The 19,182-nt window shown below is 57.1% G+C and carries 11 protein-coding genes and 3 pseudogenes; 7 read left to right on the top strand and 7 right to left on the bottom strand.

The window, feature by feature from the left end; genetic code table 11:
* Positions 1-1,505 precede the first annotated feature (1,505 nt).
* From STH_RS18545 to STH_RS18125, 3 genes are all read left to right on the top strand, one after another.
* Positions 1,506-1,886: a glycosyltransferase family 4 protein gene (locus STH_RS18545; protein ID WP_148205593.1), complete on the top strand. Its 381-nt coding sequence runs from the start codon at positions 1,506-1,508 to the stop codon at positions 1,884-1,886.
* Positions 1,887-2,958: 1,072 nt separating this feature from the next.
* Positions 2,959-3,807, top strand: a complete 849-nt coding sequence (locus STH_RS18540; protein ID WP_148205592.1) for a hypothetical protein — start codon at positions 2,959-2,961, stop codon at positions 3,805-3,807.
* Positions 3,804-4,934, top strand: coding sequence for a glycosyltransferase (locus tag STH_RS18125; RefSeq protein ID WP_083766121.1), 1,131 nt, complete (start codon positions 3,804-3,806; stop codon positions 4,932-4,934). The genes STH_RS18540 and STH_RS18125 overlap by 4 nt, the downstream gene beginning before the upstream one ends.
* A 668-nt stretch (positions 4,935-5,602) precedes the next feature.
* Here STH_RS18125 and STH_RS19525 read toward each other — a convergent pair.
* Positions 5,603-5,782, bottom strand: a pseudogene (locus tag STH_RS19525) (IS256 family transposase); the annotation flags it as partial.
* 64 nt (positions 5,783-5,846) lie between these two features.
* On the opposite strand from STH_RS19525, the gene STH_RS13435 reads away from it, so the two are divergent.
* The gene (locus STH_RS13435) at positions 5,847-7,205 is read left to right on the top strand and encodes an IS1182-like element ISSyth1 family transposase (protein WP_011196827.1); all 1,359 of its coding nucleotides are present in this window, start codon (positions 5,847-5,849) and stop codon (positions 7,203-7,205) included.
* A gap of 114 nt (positions 7,206-7,319) precedes the next feature.
* Here the strand turns inward: STH_RS13435 and STH_RS13430 are convergent.
* Positions 7,320-8,261, bottom strand: a pseudogene (locus tag STH_RS13430) (IS256 family transposase); the annotation flags it as partial.
* Positions 8,262-8,742: 481 nt separating this feature from the next.
* Here STH_RS13430 and STH_RS18120 point away from each other — a divergent pair.
* A complete protein-coding gene (locus STH_RS18120) occupies positions 8,743-10,227 on the top strand; it encodes an oligosaccharide flippase family protein (protein WP_011196825.1) in 1,485 nt (494 codons plus the stop codon).
* A gap of 262 nt (positions 10,228-10,489) precedes the next feature.
* Here the strand turns inward: STH_RS18120 and STH_RS18115 are convergent.
* From STH_RS18115 to STH_RS18110, 5 genes and pseudogenes are all read right to left on the bottom strand, one after another.
* Positions 10,490-10,831 (bottom strand): annotated as a pseudogene (locus tag STH_RS18115) (ATP-binding protein); the annotation flags it as partial.
* A complete protein-coding gene (locus STH_RS19795) occupies positions 10,719-11,003 on the bottom strand; it encodes an ATP-binding protein (protein WP_276324240.1) in 285 nt (94 codons plus the stop codon). The gene STH_RS19795 and the pseudogene STH_RS18115, both read right to left, overlap by 113 nt.
* Before the next feature lie 249 nt (positions 11,004-11,252).
* Entirely contained in the window at positions 11,253-12,008 is a 756-nt protein-coding gene (gene istB, locus STH_RS13425; RefSeq protein WP_011194408.1) for an IS21-like element helper ATPase IstB, read from the bottom strand.
* A 3-nt stretch (positions 12,009-12,011) separates the two neighbouring features.
* Positions 12,012-13,538 carry an IS21 family transposase gene (istA, locus tag STH_RS13420; protein ID WP_011196823.1) on the bottom strand — a complete coding sequence of 509 codons (1,527 nt, stop codon included), beginning with the start codon at positions 13,536-13,538 and terminating at the stop codon, positions 12,012-12,014.
* Between the two features lie 392 nt (positions 13,539-13,930).
* The gene (locus STH_RS18110) at positions 13,931-15,838 is read right to left on the bottom strand and encodes an O-antigen ligase family protein (RefSeq protein ID WP_207635387.1); all 1,908 of its coding nucleotides are present in this window, start codon (positions 15,836-15,838) and stop codon (positions 13,931-13,933) included.
* 518 nt (positions 15,839-16,356) lie between these two features.
* On the opposite strand from STH_RS18110, the gene istA (STH_RS13415) reads away from it, so the two are divergent.
* On the top strand, positions 16,357-17,862 hold the full coding sequence (gene istA, locus STH_RS13415; RefSeq protein WP_011196409.1) for an IS21 family transposase: 1,506 nt from the start codon (positions 16,357-16,359) through the stop codon (positions 17,860-17,862).
* A complete protein-coding gene (istB, locus tag STH_RS13410; RefSeq protein WP_011196820.1) occupies positions 17,859-18,632 on the top strand; it encodes an IS21-like element helper ATPase IstB in 774 nt (257 codons plus the stop codon). Before istA (STH_RS13415) ends, istB (STH_RS13410) begins: the two co-directional genes overlap by 4 nt.
* The last annotated feature ends 550 nt before the right edge of the window (positions 18,633-19,182 follow it).

The raw sequence follows: 19,182 nt of genomic DNA, 5'->3' as shown, positions 1-19,182 counted from the left end.
TAAGTAAGGCTGCTCTAATTTCACCATGCACGGCCGAAGTTGAGTGCCCTTAGGAGCGTTTTAATCGTTCAGGGATGCGGGACGTATCGATCTGGAACGTTGGGCGACGAGAAAGGCGCAGGGATTTGATCGTCCAAACCCTCGTAGGGCCAGCAACGTACCGAGCACCAAGTATGCAGCGCAGACGGCTGGACTTAACCGTTTCGGTGGACACTCCAGTATTTGGGGTAGAGACCAAAAGGGGATGGAATGTCATGTACGAAGGGACATTCTGAGGAAAGGGGATGCCCTGGACAACGTAGTCGCAGAAAGTTTTTACTCCACTTTGCAGACGGAACTGCTCAATCAGTCGATCTGGCCGACGCTCGCCAGTTTGCGGTTGTCCATCTTGGAAGTCTTCTATATCGCCGCAGACGTCACTCAGCGCTGGGCTACCTCTCACCAGCAGACGTTGAAGAGGCACGGACTATCTGTGAAAGCGGCCGAGACCGCGTCAGAACCCAACTGTCGTGTCTACGAAATCGAGACAACTCTAGGCGTAACTGAACTTACCCATGGGGCTAGAGGAAGCGCGCTCGTTTGATCGTTGGGTGGCGAACTCGTGTTCAACAAATTCAACATGTCCCTAGGGCGGGCGTGACATGGGACCTATCGTCGTGCAATTGGAGGCGAACCATATGGCGGTTGGCAAAGTTCTCCTCGTTTCTTCACGCAATTTATATACTGCCAACGGGGAGTGGCGGTTGGTTTCTAGTCGAGCCTCGACGTTGAGTAAAGCGTTCGGGATAGAAACCGATGCCTTAGCGCTGATCAGGAGCCATCATGTCAAGAATGGTCCAAGAGCACCGCAACTACCTGGGTTTAATTGTGAATATGTGTATTGTAACAGTTGGGGCAACCTTCCGGAATCCATGCGGCGGTTATTGGGGGAAGTGAAGCGAAGATTAAGAACAACCCAGTATCGGGGTGTGATATTGTCTGGGGATCTAGTATATCCGCTACTACCGTGGCTACCGGTCGAAAGAACGTTGATTGACCTTCACGGCGTCCCGGAAGAATGGGTGGAGTACCCAAATCCACGTTTGGGTCCTGCTTGGTTTAGAAAGGCTTTGTTTCATGCAGCCATACGCCTCCATCAGTGGGCGGTTCCTCGTACAGCTGGGGTTCTAACCGTTACCAACGAACTCGCGGAGTTGTCAGTCGAACGGTACGGGGCACGGTCTACTTATGTGGTCCCATGTGTAGGGTCGCACTTGGTGGTAGAAGACCCACCTGTGATCCGACAGAGGTGGCGCCAGCGTCTAGGCATCGGGAACAGTGAACTTGCGTTTGTCTACAGTGGTGGACTTTCTCCGTGGCAACTATTTGATGAAACAATCGCGTGTTATCGGGTGTGGCGTCAACACCTGGGCAGTGCTTGCCGGCTGGTATTGTTTACTCCGGATCCCGAGAGATCGTTAGCGCGCGTTGTCGATTCGGGTGTCCCGAGCGACGAGGTTGTGAGTATGTCGCTGCTTCCGGAAGAAGTCGTTCCAGCTCTTCACGCTTGCGATGTGGGCTTTGTTCTGCGGGAGGACAACTGGACAAACCGGGTGGCATTTCCGAACAAGTTCGCTGAGTACTGTGCTGCAGGGCTCCTTATTGTGACAAGTCCCGGGCTGCGAGCTGCGGCGGATGTGGTGGTAACGAAGGGTATTGGCGTTCTGGTAGATCCACGAGAAATCGAACCTGCAGCGCTTTCGCAATACCCCGAATTAAGAGAGAAGATTTCCACTCGTGCTTCCAACTGGTCTGGTTATTACGACGCGTGTCGATCTCTGGTAAACGAACGTTATTCTATGGAAAAGGCTCTACGACCGGTAGTGGATTTCTTTTTGGATGGCTGATGGTTGTTAAACGTGCTTTTGTATTGTGACTCTAGCTGTGCCCAGTTGCCCTGGTTGGTTGGTATTTCACCAGCATTATGTTGTGTCGGTAATGAAGACCGCGAAACGCAGGTTGGTCCGAGCGGGCCACGCGTCCAGTTCCAGGAGCTCGGTCTGCAAGGTGGAGTAGATACTCTCCGCGGCTATATTGTTCAGCGCATCTCCCACCGAGTGGATCTAGCCCACTATTCTTGCCTCTTCGAGTCGCTCGATGAACAGCAGTGAGGTGTAATGGGCACCATGATCTGAGTGATCGCTCATACGTCTCTTTGGTTTGCGGCGCCACAGTGCCATGTCCACTCCCCCAACCATGAGGCGTTCTCCGACAACCATCCGGGAGTCGGTTAGGTAAAGCCATCCATTCCGAGGAATCGGCTCACGCAGCCTCTAATCTTGACGGCGGGCGCACAGTAATCCTGAGCAAAGCGCAAGCGCGTTCCAATCAACAGCCCCAGGTTGCATGTCATCAGACTACACTGACTGCCAAGCGTGAATGAGCACGGCCCCAACATATTTCGCGATCCGCCTGTTTCATTACAATTGTGAGGAATCGCCTCGTCGGTTCTAGTTCGCGTATTACGCCACCACCCGGTTTTCGGAGGGATTGTTCTTGGAGCACAGTCGGAGTGGACTTTCTCATGCCCTCCTCTACATGAGTACGTCTAAGTTGGTACACCAGGTCTTGTGTCTCCTAGTGGCAGTACTACCGTTCCTTCCGATTTGGAAACGGATGACAAGCCGAGGTGGTATCTCTTGGAGTGGAGCACTGGTAGAAGTCGCGCTGTTTGGTTTGCTAGGTGTAGCGAGTATACTTAGCTTGACGCGCACCAAATTCTGGCTTGCTCGGAGAGTTCTCCCCTTTTTGGCAGTCACATTCATCATTGGGCTGATACAGACTTGTCGGTCATCGGTTGGGCTGATTGGAGCAGCAGACGTTTTTAGGCTATATCTAGAACCTCTAGTCGTTTTTTTGGCTGTGCATAGCCTGCCGACTGATCACTACCGCATACAAGTCGCAAAGGTGATTGCTCGTGTGGGCCTGTTCTTGGCGGTCATCGGGATGATTCAGTTGGTTGCGCCGGAACCTATCCGGCAGTTCCACATCGTTACCGGTGCTGACCCGCTTGTGTTGAGCACGAAGTCGAACTTTATGGCTGGTTCACAGTATAATCGTGTCATTTCGTTCCTTGACGACCCGAACATAGCAAGTCAGGTGTTTATTGCGGGTTTGACCGCTCAGCTATACCTCTTCCTTCGCCGATTCGAAACAAAGTGGTTAGTTTCGGTTGTAATCAGTAGTTCGGCTGTCATCGCAACAGGATCCAGGTCTGGGTTGTTATCTTTCGCTGCGGCCCTGGGTTGCCTTCTGCTGTACGTTTGGTTGTCATCCAATAAACGGCTCAAAGCCAGGGCGCTCTGGGCTGGTGTCTCCGGGTTGCTGTTGTTGACATTGCCGTTAAGTGTTGGGAACATAAGGGCGATAGCGTTGGACAGGTTCGGACGGTTCGGGGTTAGTGCCCTTGCGGCGGATGGCAGGCTTGAGAACTGGCAGCAAGTCATGCGGGAAGTGTCCGGGTCGATATGGACTGTACTGTTCGGCACGGGCTTAACACCGGGCGATCTAGTCACCTCTACGATAGTGGAGAATGCTTATTTATCCGCGTTGAGAGATTTTGGTGTGATCTGGCTCATAGTCCTGTGTGCGGCGTTTTTGATCGCTTTCTTACCTATTATCCGCAAATCAAGTTTCTTCGGCATAGTGGTGTTAGCACCATTCTTGGTGGCGAATATTTTTGGAGACTACACGAAGATTCCGTTGGTTAGCTGCTGGTACGCAGTAATGCTCGGATTATCGCACAAGTCAGGGGTGAGTGAGGCGTGAGGGTGTTGATGATTTCTGAACCACTTGCTTGGGCAGGAGCAGAACGAATGGAAGTGCTTTACTGCGACCTCATCTCGCAAATTGCAAAGGCTGAGGTGGTTATCGCCTGTCCCAGACCTTGGGTTGCACGATTCAAGAGCGAACTGGGTGCGAAGGCAAGGGTTATTGAATTACGAGATTATAACCCAGCGTCCGGTCTCTCGTGGGGACGATTGCGCGCAGTGGCTCAGGCCATCGAAGACATTAAGCCTGACATTGTCCATACCAACGAGGCTAGAATGCGAGTTGCTGTGCAGCTAGTTCGGAGGCTGCCCCCATTCCGTTCGGGTACCTTCAAACATATTCACATGCAGCACATTAGGGAGGTGTGGCGCAAGAGTTACCTGCCAGAGCGCATTCTTACCGGCAGTGGCCCTGACTTGTGGATAGCGGTGTCACACTCAGTGCGGGAGTTTCTCATCAATTGCCGTCGTGTGAAGCCAACCTCGATCCTTTTCGTGCCTAACTACCTGGCGTTGGTACATCAGTACAGTCCTATCGAAAGCCACGATCCGGGATTGAGGGACTCCCTAGGAGTTAGCCACGATGAAGTGTTGATTGTGGCTGCTGGTCGACTTGAGCGCCAGAAGGGGTTTGATATCCTTATTCAGGCCGCTCACCAGTTGACCAGTCGCTGTAACGCCTTTCGGATTGTGATAGCCGGGGAAGGTTCTGAGAGAGAAAGGCTTCAAGGTTTAATCGAGGAGTACGGCCTCGTGGAGAGAGTTCGGTTGCTTGGCTGGAGGAACGACTTGCAAGAACTCTATTCAGTTGCGGACGTATTCGTACTATCGTCACGGTGGGAAGGAATGCCATTAACCCTCATAGAGGCGTTAATGTCGGGACCGGCTTTGGTTGCTACCAAAGTGGATGGCGTTGTTGATGTTATGGCCGGTAATCACGAGGTTTGCGGATTGATCGTTCCTCCTGACGATCCGAAGGCTCTTAGTGATGCCCTTTTCACAGTAGTCGCGGACAGTAAATGTCGGCATGAGTTAAGGAAGCGGGTGCGCCAACGTGCTACTGAGATGCGACACGAAAGTAATGCCCTGCCACGACTATTAGATCAAGCTTATCAGATGAGTTAGGACAGCGATCGACGGCCTGCTCCGTCGTCTTGACCAGCTCCGGATTAAGGCATGTATCTGCGCACTTGTAGGTTATATGCTCGGCTCAATTGGGGCGTAGATGGGGTGATACTTGCTTCCGAAATTCTGTCTACCAGAAGAACCGTCAGAACAACTGAGCACCATGGATTCGCTTGTATTGGTGTTAAGCTATGAACGGTTCGCGGCAGCCAATTACTTGACTCCATTCAACGTCTGAAAGTCTTTGACCCGGTGCACGAGACGGGATGTCATGCTTGAATCCTTCGGCTCGTGCACCGAGATTTTGTGATGCCCCTACTTGACTTTCTGGCGAGGCAGGGGGGCATCCCGCTTCCGGGGGTCGTCTCGAAGTGTCGTTTAGACTCCTGTGGGCACTGTCAGTAGACGTGGCCAAGCGACTCTCCGGCCGACACTGGTGCCCAGTGCACCGGACTTTGGCCTTTGCATCCTGTATCTTCTCGCGGGCGATACACTTGGACGCCTAGGTGTTTCGGCTTATGAATGTAATCCTGCTCGATAATCGCGTAAATAGGCTTGCTTCTGTTCCTGGAGACGGCCTGGTGATTATAGTTTGTAGTGTTGAGTAGCCTCAGCCGCGGCGACGTCCCAGCCGCCGTGGAATTTCGTGGCGGCCTTTTTCTTCGTTTTTAGGCCGTTTGCACGGCGCTGGATGCTTCTGGAGCGGCGTGTCTGCTTAGGGCTTCCGACAGCATTGGGAGCTGGCGGTATCCCTTGATGCGCCGGAAGCCCTTCTCCGCTTCCAGGAGGCCCGCGGCAGTCCAGCGCAGCACCTGCTGGCCGTTCCGCCAGCGCTTGACGTTGCGGCTAGGAGCCTGTCTGAGTAAGCCAGTTCTGTAGGAGCGAAAGGGTTGGGTGTCCAATGTCTTCATCATGAGCAAGAAGACGTATCGACCGTATGAGCCCAATCAGCTGTTGCTGCTGCCCCCTGCCCTGCAGGACTGGCTTCCGCATGACCATTTCGCTTATTTCCTGAGTGATGTCGTGGACTCACTCGATCTAAGCCAAATCGAACGGACATACGAGCGAGAGCTGCGAGGTTACCCACCGTACCATCCGCGGATGATGGTCAAGGTGCTGCTGTACGCCTACTGCAACGGCGTCTACTCCTCTCGCAAGATCGAACGCCGGCTGCAGGAGGACGTAGCCTTCCGCGTCCTTGCGGCCAACAACCAGCCCGACTTCCGGACGATCAGCGATTTCCGGAAGCGGCATCTAAAGGCCCTCTCCGACCTGTTCCTGCAAGTGGTCAAGATCTGCAAGAAGGCCGGGCTGGTTCGCCTGGGTCATGTGGCCCTGGACGGCACCAAGATCAAGGCCAACGCCTCCAAGCACAAGGCGATGAGCTACAGCCGGATGGTGGAGGAAGAACAACGCCTGAAGGCGGAGATCGCAGAGCTGCTCCAGAAAGCCGAGCAAGCTGACCAGGCCGAGGATCACCGCTTCGGCCCACATCGTCGTGGGGATGAACTGCCCGAAGAACTCCGCTTCCGTGAGCGGCGGCTGGCCAAGATTCAAGAAGCCAAGGCTGCTCTGGAAGCCGAAGCGCGCCTGAGGGCCGGCGCTGACGAACATGAGCCTCCCGAGGAGCCGGGACCCAAGGGGCCCAAGGGCGGTCGTCGGCGGAAGCGGCCGAAGGCAGAACCCGCACCAACAGCGCAGCGCAACTTTACGGATCCCGATTCCCGGATCATGAAAGGCTCTGATAAGCAGTTCATCCAGGGGTACAACGCCCAGGCCGTCGTCGATGCCGATACGCAGATTGTCGTCGCTGCTGCCGTAACAAACCAGGCGGCAGATGCTCCGCACTTGATCCCCATGATGGAGCAGGTCGAAACCAATGTCGATGAGATGCCGGAGGAGGTTTCTGCCGATGCAGGGTACTTCAGTGAGCAAAACGTTCAGTGGCTCTTGCAGCGGCGAATCAATCCCTACATTCCTCCGGAGAAGCAGCGGCACAGCGAACGTCGCCGTGCGAAATCACCACGCGGCCCGATTCCCAAGGGAGCAACGCTTCGGGATCGGATGCGGCGGAAACTGCAGCTAAAGCGACACGCCGAGCGCTACCGAAAGCGAGAGCAGAGCATTGAGCCGGTCTTCGGGCAGATCAAGGAGGCTCGTGGTTTCCGGCAGTTCCATCTCCGTGGACTGGAAGCAGTCAACGGGGAATGGCTTCTTGTGTGCCTTTGCCACAATCTCTTGAAGCTCTACGCGTTCAGGCAGGCCGGATAGACCCGAAATCTGCCTTCAGACAGCGCATGAAGAAGTAGGCACGATCGTTGATATCCAATCATTGGGAGTCTGCCCCTATCTCACGTGCGGTTACCCGGACAGGCTCCTAGCCATCCGTACCTTCTCGAAGGCGGACTCGATGGGGTTCGTGGAACGGAGAGTCTTGCGCAGCGCCTCGGGCAGTTCCAGCCGCAGGACGGTCAGGGTCTCCTCGAGCCCCTCGCGCAGGCTGGCGGCGGCGCCCGGATACTTGTCGTCCAGGGTCTTGGCCAGGCTGGTGAGAGCAGTCCGGGCCTTCTCGTAGTCCGTCTCCCTCCAGGCTTGCTCCAGCTTGCGGCTGACCCACGCGCGAGCCTCGTCCGGCAGGTGGTCCAGCACGTTGCGCTTTTTGTGAACTTGGCATCGCTGCACGGTCGCCCTGGCACCCAGCACGTCCCGCACGGCAGCCCTGAGGGCCTTGGCCCCATCTATCACCACCAGGATGCCTCCGTCCACCCGCAGGCCGCGTTCCACCAGGTCTGTTAGCAGGGCGCGACAGACGGTTGCGTTCTCGGTAGCCCCTTCCCAGAGGCCGAGGATCTGCTTTTGCCCGTCGTCCGTGATCCCCAGTGCGACCACCACGGTGTGGTCTGCGACTTCGATCCCGTCCAGCATCAGCACCAGGTAGCGCTGATCACCAAGCGGCCTCGCCAGCAGCTCAGCCAGTGCCTTGCGTGTGGCCGCCACGAAGTGCCGGCTTACGCTGCTCTTGGACGTAGCCACGGCCGGCAGATCGTCGCCCACCGGCTCCAGGCCATGATGGTAGCGCCGAGTGGAGAGGCCATGAAGCATCCGTTCCAGGGCGGCCTGCGTCAGCAACTGCTCATCCTGGAAGGCTTCGTAGCTCGAGAGCCTGACCTCCTGTCCGTCCTTCGTCCGCACCCGAGGCCGCTGGATGGGTACCTTCCGTCCCCCCAGCACCACCCGCCCCTCCTCGGCACCGTGCCGAAAAGCCTTTCGATTGGGGTTGTGCTTGCCCTTGGGGCCGACGATGGCCGTCACCTCTGCCTCCATCATGGAGCGCAGTACGTCAAGCCCCACAGCGACGGCCAGGGCCAGCAGACCCTCCTTGGCTGCTCCCATGAGGGCATGCAGCGTCACCTGCACCTGCTGGGGCAACCAGGGCTGTTTGTCCACCTCCAGCATCTGGCGCTTCTTGGTCTTCCCGCGGTACAATGACATCAGTGGCGGCAACCTCCTTCCTACTGTCCACCCCCGTTATACCAAACGGGGCTTGAGGGCCGCCACTTTGAATTTCCACGATTTCCGGGACAACGCCTCAGCCGCAGTCAAGGAGCAATTGGGCCGTTCCCAGAGAGCGTACTTAGTTCAGGGGAACAGTGTTCCCTGGCTGGTGGGGGGATTGACAAGTCCGTGAAGAGCCTGGTGAAACCTACTGTAGCCTCGAACCTGTATAGGGCGAGCACTGACTGGTTCGTCGCACGAAGACGTTGCGTTACGCAGAGTTGTTGGACCGCGTAGGAGGCTGCCTAGTAGCATGTTAATTCGACATAGTTTCCTTTACTTAGGGGCACACGGAGTTCCAGTACTGATCAGAGTAGCGACCCTATCTGTCTTGACCTGGTTGTTAACACCGGGTGAATATGGGATTTATACCATGGTCGTGGCGGTGGTTGGTATGACAAACGCGGTCGGTTTTCACTGGCTTCGTGTCAGTCTCCTACGATTTCTTCCATCTGCTCAAGGTGAGGGGGGGCGTGGCGCTCTACTCTCCACAATTGCAGTAGCGTACTGCATAGAAGTGGTTGTGTTGAGCGTGTTGGGTGGTCTGGCAGCCATCATCTTTGGGTTCCCTCAGTGGATCCTGGTCACTTTACTACTTTTATGGACGCAGGCTTGGTTGGAGTTGGAAGTTGAAGTTACCAGAGTTCAGTTGAATCCAGTTAAGTATGGTGTCTTGTTGACCACTAGGGCTTTGCTTGGTCTCACATTAAGCAGTGGCCTTGCGTATTTAGGGGGCGGGGCCATTGGGGCGCTCTGGGGACTTGTCATCGCGAACTTGGTGCCTGCCGCTTGGTCGTATTGGCGTAATCGCTACATGTGGGTTGTGAGGGGCTTCGATTGGAGGGTTATGCGTCAAATCTGGACATTTGGTTTACCCCTCGCGACCACATCGACACTCAACTATGGTGTGAGCACTGTGGATCGATTTATCCTTGGATTCATGGTGGGGGCGGAGGCAGCGGGTCTCTATGCTGTGGCATATGATCTTCCTTTTCAGAGTTTAGGTGCTCTGATGACGGTGACTAACCTGGCAGGAATGCCCCTGGCAATTCGTACACTAGAGAATGAGGGTATTGCGGCCGCACGTCGACAGCTTAGTGCGAACTGTGTAGTTCTCCTCGGCCTGGGCGTGCCCGCAACTCTTGGCATAATTTTACTAGCTCCGAACGTCGCTGGCGTGTTTTTTGGTCCTGAGTTCCAGATGGACGTCGCTCGTCTGATACCGGTGATTGCGGTAGGCACTCTACTTGAAGGAGTGAAGACCTATTATTTGGACCAAGCATTTCAGTTGGCCAAGAACACTTTGGCCCAGGTTGGTGTAGCTGTCCTCACCGCCATCTCAAAAGTTGGGCTGACCATTATTCTCGTGCATCACTTCGGATTGGTCGGAGCGGCCTATTCAACAGTGATCTCATTCCTTATTGCTGCCATGCTGAGTTGGGGAGTTGGAAGGAACATTTTTGCAATGCCGTTTCCTGTCGGGAGCCTAGTCAAGATAGTAGTGGCTACGCTTATTATGGGTTGGCTCATTGCACCTCTTGCCAGATATCGTGGCCCGTTGGCCCTCGGTGGACAAGTTATCGCAGGGGTGCTGGTCTATATGTGTACAGCGGTCCTTCTGAATGTTGGTGAGTTGCGGGTACATTTGATCAACACCATTGAGACGTGGCGGCTACATCGCCGTTCCAAAGCGACGGGAAGTTACAGCTTAGGGTCCGATCACAAGAACGACTTCTAGGAAGGATGGTATAAAAGCTTAGAAAATGTGAAGAACCTCTATATGGACGGAGGCAGCAGGCTACTGTATCAACCACGAGCTCTGTACTGGGGTGTTCCCCCATCTCCCAGCCGACCACCAATCGGGAGAAGAGGTCGAGGCACTATGGCCAGGCTAAGGCAGCACTCCGCCGTCCGATGCTGCTGTCAACGTCGGCTTACTTTTGACCCACCTGAGCTGGTATAGATTTGGCCCCCCTGGCTGACAGCCTTAAGTCGGGAGTCTAACCACGGCGATCTGTGGTCGGGAGTTGTCTTTCAAGCTGGGCCGGTGGGGTGGTGTATAGTTCGATCCGGCGCTTCTCGTTCAAGCGGTAACTCTCTCCGCAGGTATTCACAATATGGCTGTGGTGCAAGAGCCGGTCCAGTATCGCCGTGGCGATGACGGGATCAACGAAGACCTCACCCTACTCCGCAAAGCTCTTGGTGCTGGTGAGGCTGATGCTCCCTCGCTCATAGCGGGAGTTGACTAACTGGAAGAGCAAACTGGCTTCTACTGGGGTAAGCGTCAGGTAGCCCTGTTCGTCGATAATCGGGAGTCTCGGCGACGTGTGGACCCGTATGCGCTTCTCGAACCTGTCTCCGCACGAGTTCGACGGAGGTCTTCCACGAGATGGCGGGCACTGACAAGTAGGCGCCGATCCCTTGGTGGATGGCCTCAACGGCCAGTGCAACTGCGAAGTGGCTCTTGCCGACCCCCGGGGGACCGAGAAAGAGAATGCTTGCCGCTTCGGCCACTAAGGCAAGTGTTGCCAACTTACGGATCTGCCACTCATCGATGGAAGGCTGAAGTTGAAGTCAAAATCGTGAAGGGTCTTGTGAAACGGCAGGTGGCCAGTCTCAGGTGCGTATTCCGGTCAAATCGACCAGTGATTCCGGTTCAAGCCGACCACCGGTTCTGATCCAAGTCGACCGCCGTTTCCGATTTCATCCGGCCAGCGCGGTGGCACTGAGGGGATGGAGCGAAGTGGCGATGGCTTGGCAGCGCTAAGCCATGCTCGACTGGGATGTCTGGAGGTTCGCTATCTTCCGCATGGATTCCCTCTTCAGGTTCAGTTTGTGCGCACCATGTACCAGGCGGTCCAAGATCGCATCGGCTACGGTAGCGTCGCCGATCACACTGTGCCACGTTTCGATCGGCAACTGCGAGGCAATCACTGTCGACCGTGCCTGTGTACGATCATCGATGACTTCGAGAAGGTCTCGGGATTCCGCCACAGAGATGGGAGCGAGACCCCAGTCGTCCAGGATCAGTACATCGGTCCGGGCCAGGGTGTTGAGGATGCGGCGAAGGGAGCCATCAACCCGAGCGGTAGCCAGCTCGGCAAGGAGTCGCGGCACTCGGTAGTAGCGAACGGTGTAGCCGTGCCGGCAGGCGGCGTTGCCCAGGGCGCACGCGATAAACGTTTTCCCCACACCGGTGGGTCCAACAATCAGGATGTGCTGGCCGTACTCGACCCACTGGCATGCGGCGAGGCTCCGCATGACGGTTCGGTCCAGGCCGCGCGGATGCTGGTAGTCAACATCCTCCATGCATGCGGCCACGCGGAATTTCGCCTCTTTGAGAAGCCGAGCCAGGCGCCGGTTTTGCCGGTCGAGCCATTCCTGATCCACGAGGAGTTCCAGACGTTCCTCGAACGACAGGGACTGGAGTTCAGGTTGCTGCTGTTGGCGCACCAGGGCGTCAGCCATGCCGCGAAGCCGCATTTCCCGAAGCCTTTCAATCGTCGTCTGCAAGGGCATTCGTTACGGCCCTCCCCCTGCGTAATAGTCGGGGCCCCGCAGATTGGGATGCACCGGAGTGGCTTGGTTGTCCGGCGGGCCAGGCAGCGGCGCTTGATCGAGGTTATGGGCCAGGATGGACTTCACACTGCTGTAGCTGAACGTCCGGGCCGCACATGCCCGGGCGGCGGCCGCTTCGAGACGGTCGGAGCCATACTTCCTGGCCAGGTGGATGATGCCAAGGCACGACCGGAAGCCCTGCTCCGGATGCGGCTTCTCCTCCAGGATCGTCACCACCAACTGCGCCGTGTGGGGTCCGACCGATTCCGCCCAACGCCGCAACTTGGACGGGGTCCATTCCCGATGCCGGCGGTGGGAGGCTGCCATGTGCTGAATCTGGGTGACGGACCGTCCACGGCCGGTCGCCCGTGGATGGCAGGCTACTCGTTTTCCCCGGTGCAAGATTTCCACCAGGCCGTCCGTGAGGCGGATATCCACCGTCTCCCCAACCAACGGGTACGGGACACTGTAGTAGTTGCGGTCGACCTCGACATGGTAGTCGAGATTGACCTTGGCTTTCCGCCACTCAGCAAACTCATAACGCTGCGGCGGTAAAGGGCGCAACGCCGGCTTGTCCAGCGTTTCGTACAGGCTCCGGCGCGTTCCTTCGAGTTTTTGGAACGGTCGGTCGTTGAGTCTGGCCACGGCCTCTCGAATTGCCCGGTTCGCGTCGTGAAGACTGAAAAAGGTGTGGTTCCGCAGGGCGGCAAGAATCCAGCGCTCCACCACCAGGACCGCGTTTTCGACTTTCGCCTTATCCCTGGGGCTGCGGGGTCTTGCCGGAATGACCGCAGCGCCGTAATGGGCCGCCATTTCCTGATAAGCCGGGTTGAGATCCGGTTCGTAGCGGCAAGCGCGGGTGACGCCGGCCTTCGGATTGTCCGGCACGATGATCTCTGGAACGCCACCGAAGAACTCCAGGGCGTCGCAGTGGGCTTTGATCCAGGAACGCAGGTCCTGAGCCGGATAGGCCTTGGCAAAGGTGTAATTGCTGGCCGGCAGAACGGCAACAAAGATCGGAGCCTGCCAAACCTCTCCCGTCTCGCGGTCATGAATGGGCACGGTATCGCCGGCGAAATCCACCTGCATCTGCTCACCTGCCCGATGCGGTTGCCGGAGAACGACATCGAGCTTGGAACGCCACTGCCGGTATCGCTGGCAGAACTGGCTGTACTGCAGCCCATCTGGATGATTCTGCTTATATTCCCACCACAGGAGCTGCAGGGTAACCCCTTTTCGGGCCAGTTCCCGGTGGATGTAGGCCATGTCTGGCAAGGGCCGCTCTACTAGCCCTTGGGGGTTTCCTGGGTAAAGCTTGGCCTCAAGTTCTGCGTCGTCGATGTTCGGCAGCGGCCAGGAAAGACCGGAGCATTCAAGCCGCCGAAGCATGTCCAGCACGGTGCTGTGCGAGATCGAGAGGCTCCGGGCAATCTGCCGGGCGGAGAGCCCGACCTCCCACTTCAAGCGAAGGATCTCTCTGATCTTGCGCATCGACAACGTCCGATTTGCCAAGGCTTGCCCACGTCCTCTCGTGTGGAGATGTTATCCACAATTCGGGAGGAGCCGGCAAAACCCTGTAATGGTCGACCATGCCGCTTCGCTCTAGGATTCGAGCCGGTCGATTTGGGCCGGAATGGGCGGTCGACTATCCCCGCAAACGGTGGTCGATTTCATCCGTAATAAGTGGACGGATTCGACCGGAATGAGTGGTCGAATCCGTCCGGAATACGCAGGAACAGTTATACTACGATGTATATCAACGAAAACTGAGGGGGCGGTTGTCGGTTAGAGTTGATTCTGAGAAGGAACCGTGATTTCGGAAGGCAAGAAGTGTGCCCCCACCGTGGGAGTTTGATCCCGGTGGGGGCAACGTCTCGTTGTCGTTACTGAACACCGATTAGGGCAGCGTAAAGCGGGGAGCTTCGTGCCTGTTCAGACGGTGCGGGTTCCAGTGATGCCAGCTTCTCGTGATTCCCGGTACGAGTGTACAGGGCGTGTAGCCAAAGAGCGGCGTCGGGCGCTGTCTGTGAGTTGGCTAGTGCCGCCGTTAACCATCTGTCCGCCGCCTCGAACTGCCCCGTAACCAAGTATGCCTGCCCTGCGGCCAAGCTCATACGCGGCGTCCACGTGAGTGCCAGGTAATCTGGAAACAACACTGGTTGCTTCTCCAGAGAGGGTTCGCCTCGTCGCTCCATTGTCTCACCCAACGCAATTATCTTTTGAGCGATCTCTACGGACTCCGTTATGCGACCCTCTAGTACGGCTTCCGTCATGATGCCGACGAGCAATTCTGCCACACGTTCATAATGCTCGATTGACATCGGACGAAGTTCAAGGGCTTGCCGTGCAGCAGTTAGCGCCCCGGATACATCCCCTTGCGCTTCCAAAATTTCTGAGACAAACCTCCAAAGTTCTTCGTTATACGGGTCAAGTTGAAGAGCCCGGTTGATGTTTTCTGAAGTGGGAATCATAGTACGGTATTGACTGTTAAGTGGATCCAACCGGATCGCCCGGCGGCCAGCCGTCAGTGCTGCTTCGTTGTCACCCACTAACACTGCAGTACTAGCGTCGTTGTACGAGCGCGCAGCAAGAAACATGGTGCTACTCACGAGTATCGTGGCCGTGGCCAGCGTGAACGCCAGCGCAAATGTTAGCCGGCGTTCTTGCTTTCCCGGAAGAGGCTTACCCTCGGCTTGCGACGCTCCGATCAGGGTCCAGAGTAGTAACCAGAGAGCGTAGTAGGAGAGGTCGATGTCTACTGCTGCGTGTAGAGCCAGCGTAAGTGCCGCAACCCCCATCGACCAGCGGACGGGGTCGCCTCTCCGGGCTTGAAAGGCGCCTCGCGCAGCGAGCACCAGGGCTCCGAGTAGTAGCGCAAGTCCCAGAAAGCCAGATTCGACCAGGGTAAGCGCATAGTGGCTGTGAGGGTCTCGAGCGACGTAGTTGTATCGCTGCACTTGCGTGTAGGTGCGAAGCCATCCGCCCCCGCCGTAACCCCACGGTCGTCGTACAGCTAGTCGCGCTGCATCACGAAGAAACTCGACGCGACCGTCTTGTGTAATATCCCTGAGGTCCAGGTGCGAAATGCGAGTGAAAACGGAGGGTAGCTGGTTGAAGACGCGAGGGGCAGCTACAGTTCCAACAACCGTTAGGGCAGCGAGGAGAGTGCACGCGGCGATAACTTGCACTCGCCTCGGAAGCTGTAGCAGTGCTCGCAGGCTCCCAGTACCCAGGGCAGCCACCAGGGCAGCCACCGCGGCCCACAGTAGGACCGTTGGCCAGGCATCGACCGCCGCCGCACGTGTAATTGGCCACAACGTCAAAGCTACCGGCAGTGCAGCGGCGGTCACCCAGTGAAGAAGAGAGGGAAGAATCTGGTGCGGCGACAAGCCAATGCACAGCAATACCACGCTTACAGGTGCGATGAGCACTGCACCGCGAGATAGGGTTAGGGTGCAAGCTACTGCGAGCACGGCCGAAGTCCCTGCCAGCACGATCTTCTCCGTCCACGACTCCGACGAGAGAAGCCGGGCGTTCTGCAGTAGCAACGCAGACAGGAAAAAGATAGCAGCAGTGTTGGGGTACTGGAAGAGGGTGTAGACCCGGTTCCGGCGAGGTTCGACTTGAAGTACGTTGCCCAGGGCGACGTGTTCCAAAAAGAAGCCGCTGTACTCAAGCAAGCCCAGCACAGCCACAACCAGTGCGCTCAGACTCAGAACCCACACGATTGCACGGCGAACCTCAGTCGTGTTCTCCGCCCTCACCACTGCAAAGGCCGCGAAGCCGGTCATAACCTGCAGCACCAGGGTCAGGTTATCTCGAACGTAAATGGCCCACAGGGTCGAGAGCAGGCACCAACCCGTGAGCGCAAGGAGTAGGGCTCCCGTCCAATCACCGGGTAGGTCGAGGGCAAGGTGCTGTCTCCTACGCCCCACTGCCCAGAGCAGGAAGGCTCCAGCGGTAGTTGCCATGGCCGCCAAAGCCGGAGTTGGAAAGAAGTACCCTTGGAAAAAAGGACCGACCCAGATGACAAGCAGTAGGATGGCAAGTCCGAAACGAGATAATGGTAATGAGGTACGCATAGTATCCTCCGGCATTCCCAATGTACCTTAATGATTCTGGCTCAACCGGTGCCTCCCCTGCCGTGCATGACCTGACTTCCGTCGATTGACGACGAAACGGTGGATGTGTTTGATAACCTAAAAGGGAGCCATTTGGGGGCCATTTGATCACGTAAAAGTGAGCCACCTCAATCTTCCAAACCTGTAAACTGGGATGTACCGCATTTCCAGTTTGCAGGGGTGAAAGGATGAAGATCGAGATGGCTCATGTTGAGCGTATCAGATGGCTCCTTCATGTGGAAGGGAAATCGCAGCGACAGGTGGCGAAGGCGCTCGGAATCTCTCGGAAAACAGTCGCTAAATACGCACAGCTGACTAAAGTGCCGCGCTACCAGCGGCAGAAGCCGGCTCAGCCCGTGGTGCTGACCCCGGAGTTTCAGGCAGAGATCGAGCGGCGACTCGCGGAAAACGAGATTTTGCCCCGCAAACAACGGTGGACCGGAAGGACTATCTACGAGGACCTGGTTGCCCTGGGCTACCAGGGCAGCGAACCTACCGTCCGGCGTTACATCGCCAAGATCCGGAAGCTGAAGCGAGTGCAGCCGGCCTTCATCCCCCTCGCCCACGACCCCGGTGAGAGCATCGAGGTGGATTGGGGTGAGGCGGTAGTGGTCCTCGACGGTGCAGAAGTCACAGTCCAGATCCTGTGTGTCCGCTTACGTTGGAGCGGCATGCCGGTTGTGATTGCGTATCCGACTCAGCGGCAGGAAGCCATGTTCGACGGCCTCCGGCGGGCGCTGGAGCGCTTGAGCGGAGTTCCCCGCCGTATGACCCTGGACAACCTGAAGCAGGCGGTGAAACGAATCCTGGAAGGCCGCAACCGGGAAGAGCAGGATGCCTTCCTGAGCTTCCGCACCCACTACCTCATCGACAGCAACTTCTGCAATCCGGCTTCCGGTAACGAGAAAGGCTCGGTAGAGAATCTGGTCGGTCTCGCCCAGCGTTACATCGTCGGGCCACACCGGGAAGCCAGAACCTGGGACGAACTCAACGCCATTCTGTGGCAGCGGTGCCTGGAGTATGCCAGGCGTATCCCCCAGGGCTCGACGCAGTCCATCCTGGAGCGCTGGGAGGAGGAGAAGAAGTACCTGCGCCCTCTCCCTGCCCGGCCATTCGATTGCTGCAAGGTGGCGCTGGTTTCCAGCAACAAGGTGTCCTGCGTGACGTTCGAGACCTGCCGCTACTCCGTACCGGTTCAGTATGCGAACCGGCCACTGCAAGTGCGGGCCTACTGGGACCGGATCGACATTTACGCCGGGCAGGAGAAGATTGCCAGTCATCTCCGTTGCTACGAGCGCAACCGGGAGATCCTCGATCTGGACCACTACCTGGAACTCCTTCACGTAAAGCCAGGGGCGCTAGAGCAGGCGAAACCCTACCGGATGGCGCAGCTTCCGCCCGTTTACCACCAGTTCCGGGCCGAGATGCAGGCGCAGGGCCGCAGTGACCGGGAGTTCATCGAGATCCTTATGCTGCACCGCGCCTATTCGGTTTCAGAGGTAAGTACCGCTCTGGAGCTGGCCCTGGCCCAGCGAACGGCTTGCTACACGGCTGTCAAGCAACTCCTTGCTGTTCAGCCGGATCTTGGAGCCGAGGCATCGACCTCCACCGCCGGGGAACTGGCCGGCATTCGGGTCCAGCAACCCTCACTGGCCGAGTACAACCGGCTCCTGAAAGGGGGTGTGGTGCATTGAGCCAGGAACTCCTGCTGGACTACTACCTGAAGCGCCTGAAACTCCCCACAGTCCGGCGGCTGTACAAGGAGCTGGCGCGGGATGCAGCAGAGCACAACAAGACATTTGAGGAGTACCTACAAGCGCTCATGGAACAGGAGGTGATCCATCGGGAAGACAACCAACTCCAGCGCCGTCTCAAGGCCGCCGGCTTCCCTGTTCCCAAAACACTGGAGTCCTTCGACTTCACGGTCATGCCGTCCGTGAACAAGGCCAAGATCCTGGCGCTGAGCAAGAGTGAATACATCCGGGATCGGGAAAACATCCTCCTTGTTGGAAACAGCGGGACAGGTAAGACTCACCTAGCTACAGCACTCGGCATCGCAGCGTGCCGACAGGGCTACCGCGTTCGCTTCTGGCGCGTGGGCCAGTTCGTTGCCGAACTGCAGGAGGCGCAGAACGAGCACCGCCTCAGCCGCCTCGAAAAGCAGTGGCTACGGTTCGACCTCGTCGTGCTGGACGAGCTTGGCTATGTGTCCCTCAGCCGCCCGGCCAGTGAACTGCTCTTCCACTTTGTCGCCGCACGGTACGAGCGGGGCAGCCTGATCATCACGACGAACCTGGAATTCTCGGAATGGCCGCAGGTGTTCGGGGACCAGAAGATGACAGCAGCGTTGGCAGACCGTGTGACTCACAAGGCCCACATCATCGAGATGAATGGGGAGTCGTACCGGTTCCGTGAGACCCTTCGACGGCAGGAAGCTTTGAAGCACCACCCGGAAACACCGTAAGCCCCGCAGGTATAAACTGGCAACCCGCCAACTGGAAACCGCAATGGAAGCAAAAACAGCCCTGTAGGGCTGTCAGGTGGCTCACTTTTGGATGATCAAAGTGGCTCCCAATCTCTTGATCAAACACAGGGGAACTGGTGTTGGCAAAGCAGGCGAAGCCTGTTGCCCTTCTAAGATGCATGGCTGTGGACCGGGCGAGGCTTCGCACAAGACTTGCGGTGCAGCAATCTTACGTATCATGCCCGTGCAAGGAGGACAGATCTTCCGGATGATTCCCCCTTCCAGTCGGCCGGCGGGCTGTGCCCAAGGTGGGAGACCTTAGCGGTCGATCTTGTACTGCAGAGAGGGAGAAAAAATGAATGAGGCTACGTTCTCTTCTTCTTGAAGGGCTGGGCCGTCTACTGGGGAAAACCCAATCTAGGTGCTATCCTTCAGGGTGTACCTGCACGATTGGACTCGACTGTGCCCATCCTAGCGGAGATCTGCCTCGAAAGCGCACCACCGGAGACGGCGTGTAAACTCTGAAAAATGCGGCCGCCGGACTTTACGG

It is taken from the genome of Symbiobacterium thermophilum IAM 14863, from assembly GCF_000009905.1.
Lineage (GTDB): Bacteria > Bacillota > Sulfobacillia > Symbiobacteriales > Symbiobacteriaceae > Symbiobacterium > Symbiobacterium thermophilum.
This window is presented reverse-complemented; position numbering and strand designations above follow the sequence as displayed.

Excerpts from the sequence above, each read along its gene's own strand:
- STH_RS18545 (WP_148205593.1), top strand. The coding sequence starts at position 1,506 with ATGTCGCTGCTTCCGGAAGAAGTCGTTCCAGCTCTTCACGCTTGCGAT.
- STH_RS13435 (WP_011196827.1), top strand. The coding sequence starts at position 5,847 with ATGAGCAAGAAGACGTATCGACCGTATGAGCCCAATCAGCTGTTGCTG.
- STH_RS18120 (WP_011196825.1), top strand. The coding sequence starts at position 8,743 with ATGTTAATTCGACATAGTTTCCTTTACTTAGGGGCACACGGAGTTCCA.
- istB (WP_011194408.1), bottom strand. The coding sequence starts at position 12,008 with ATGCCCTTGCAGACGACGATTGAAAGGCTTCGGGAAATGCGGCTTCGC.
- istA (WP_011196823.1), bottom strand. The coding sequence starts at position 13,538 with ATGCGCAAGATCAGAGAGATCCTTCGCTTGAAGTGGGAGGTCGGGCTC.
- STH_RS18110 (WP_207635387.1), bottom strand. The coding sequence starts at position 15,838 with ATGACCGGCTTCGCGGCCTTTGCAGTGGTGAGGGCGGAGAACACGACT.
- istA (WP_011196409.1), top strand. The coding sequence starts at position 16,357 with ATGAAGATCGAGATGGCTCATGTTGAGCGTATCAGATGGCTCCTTCAT.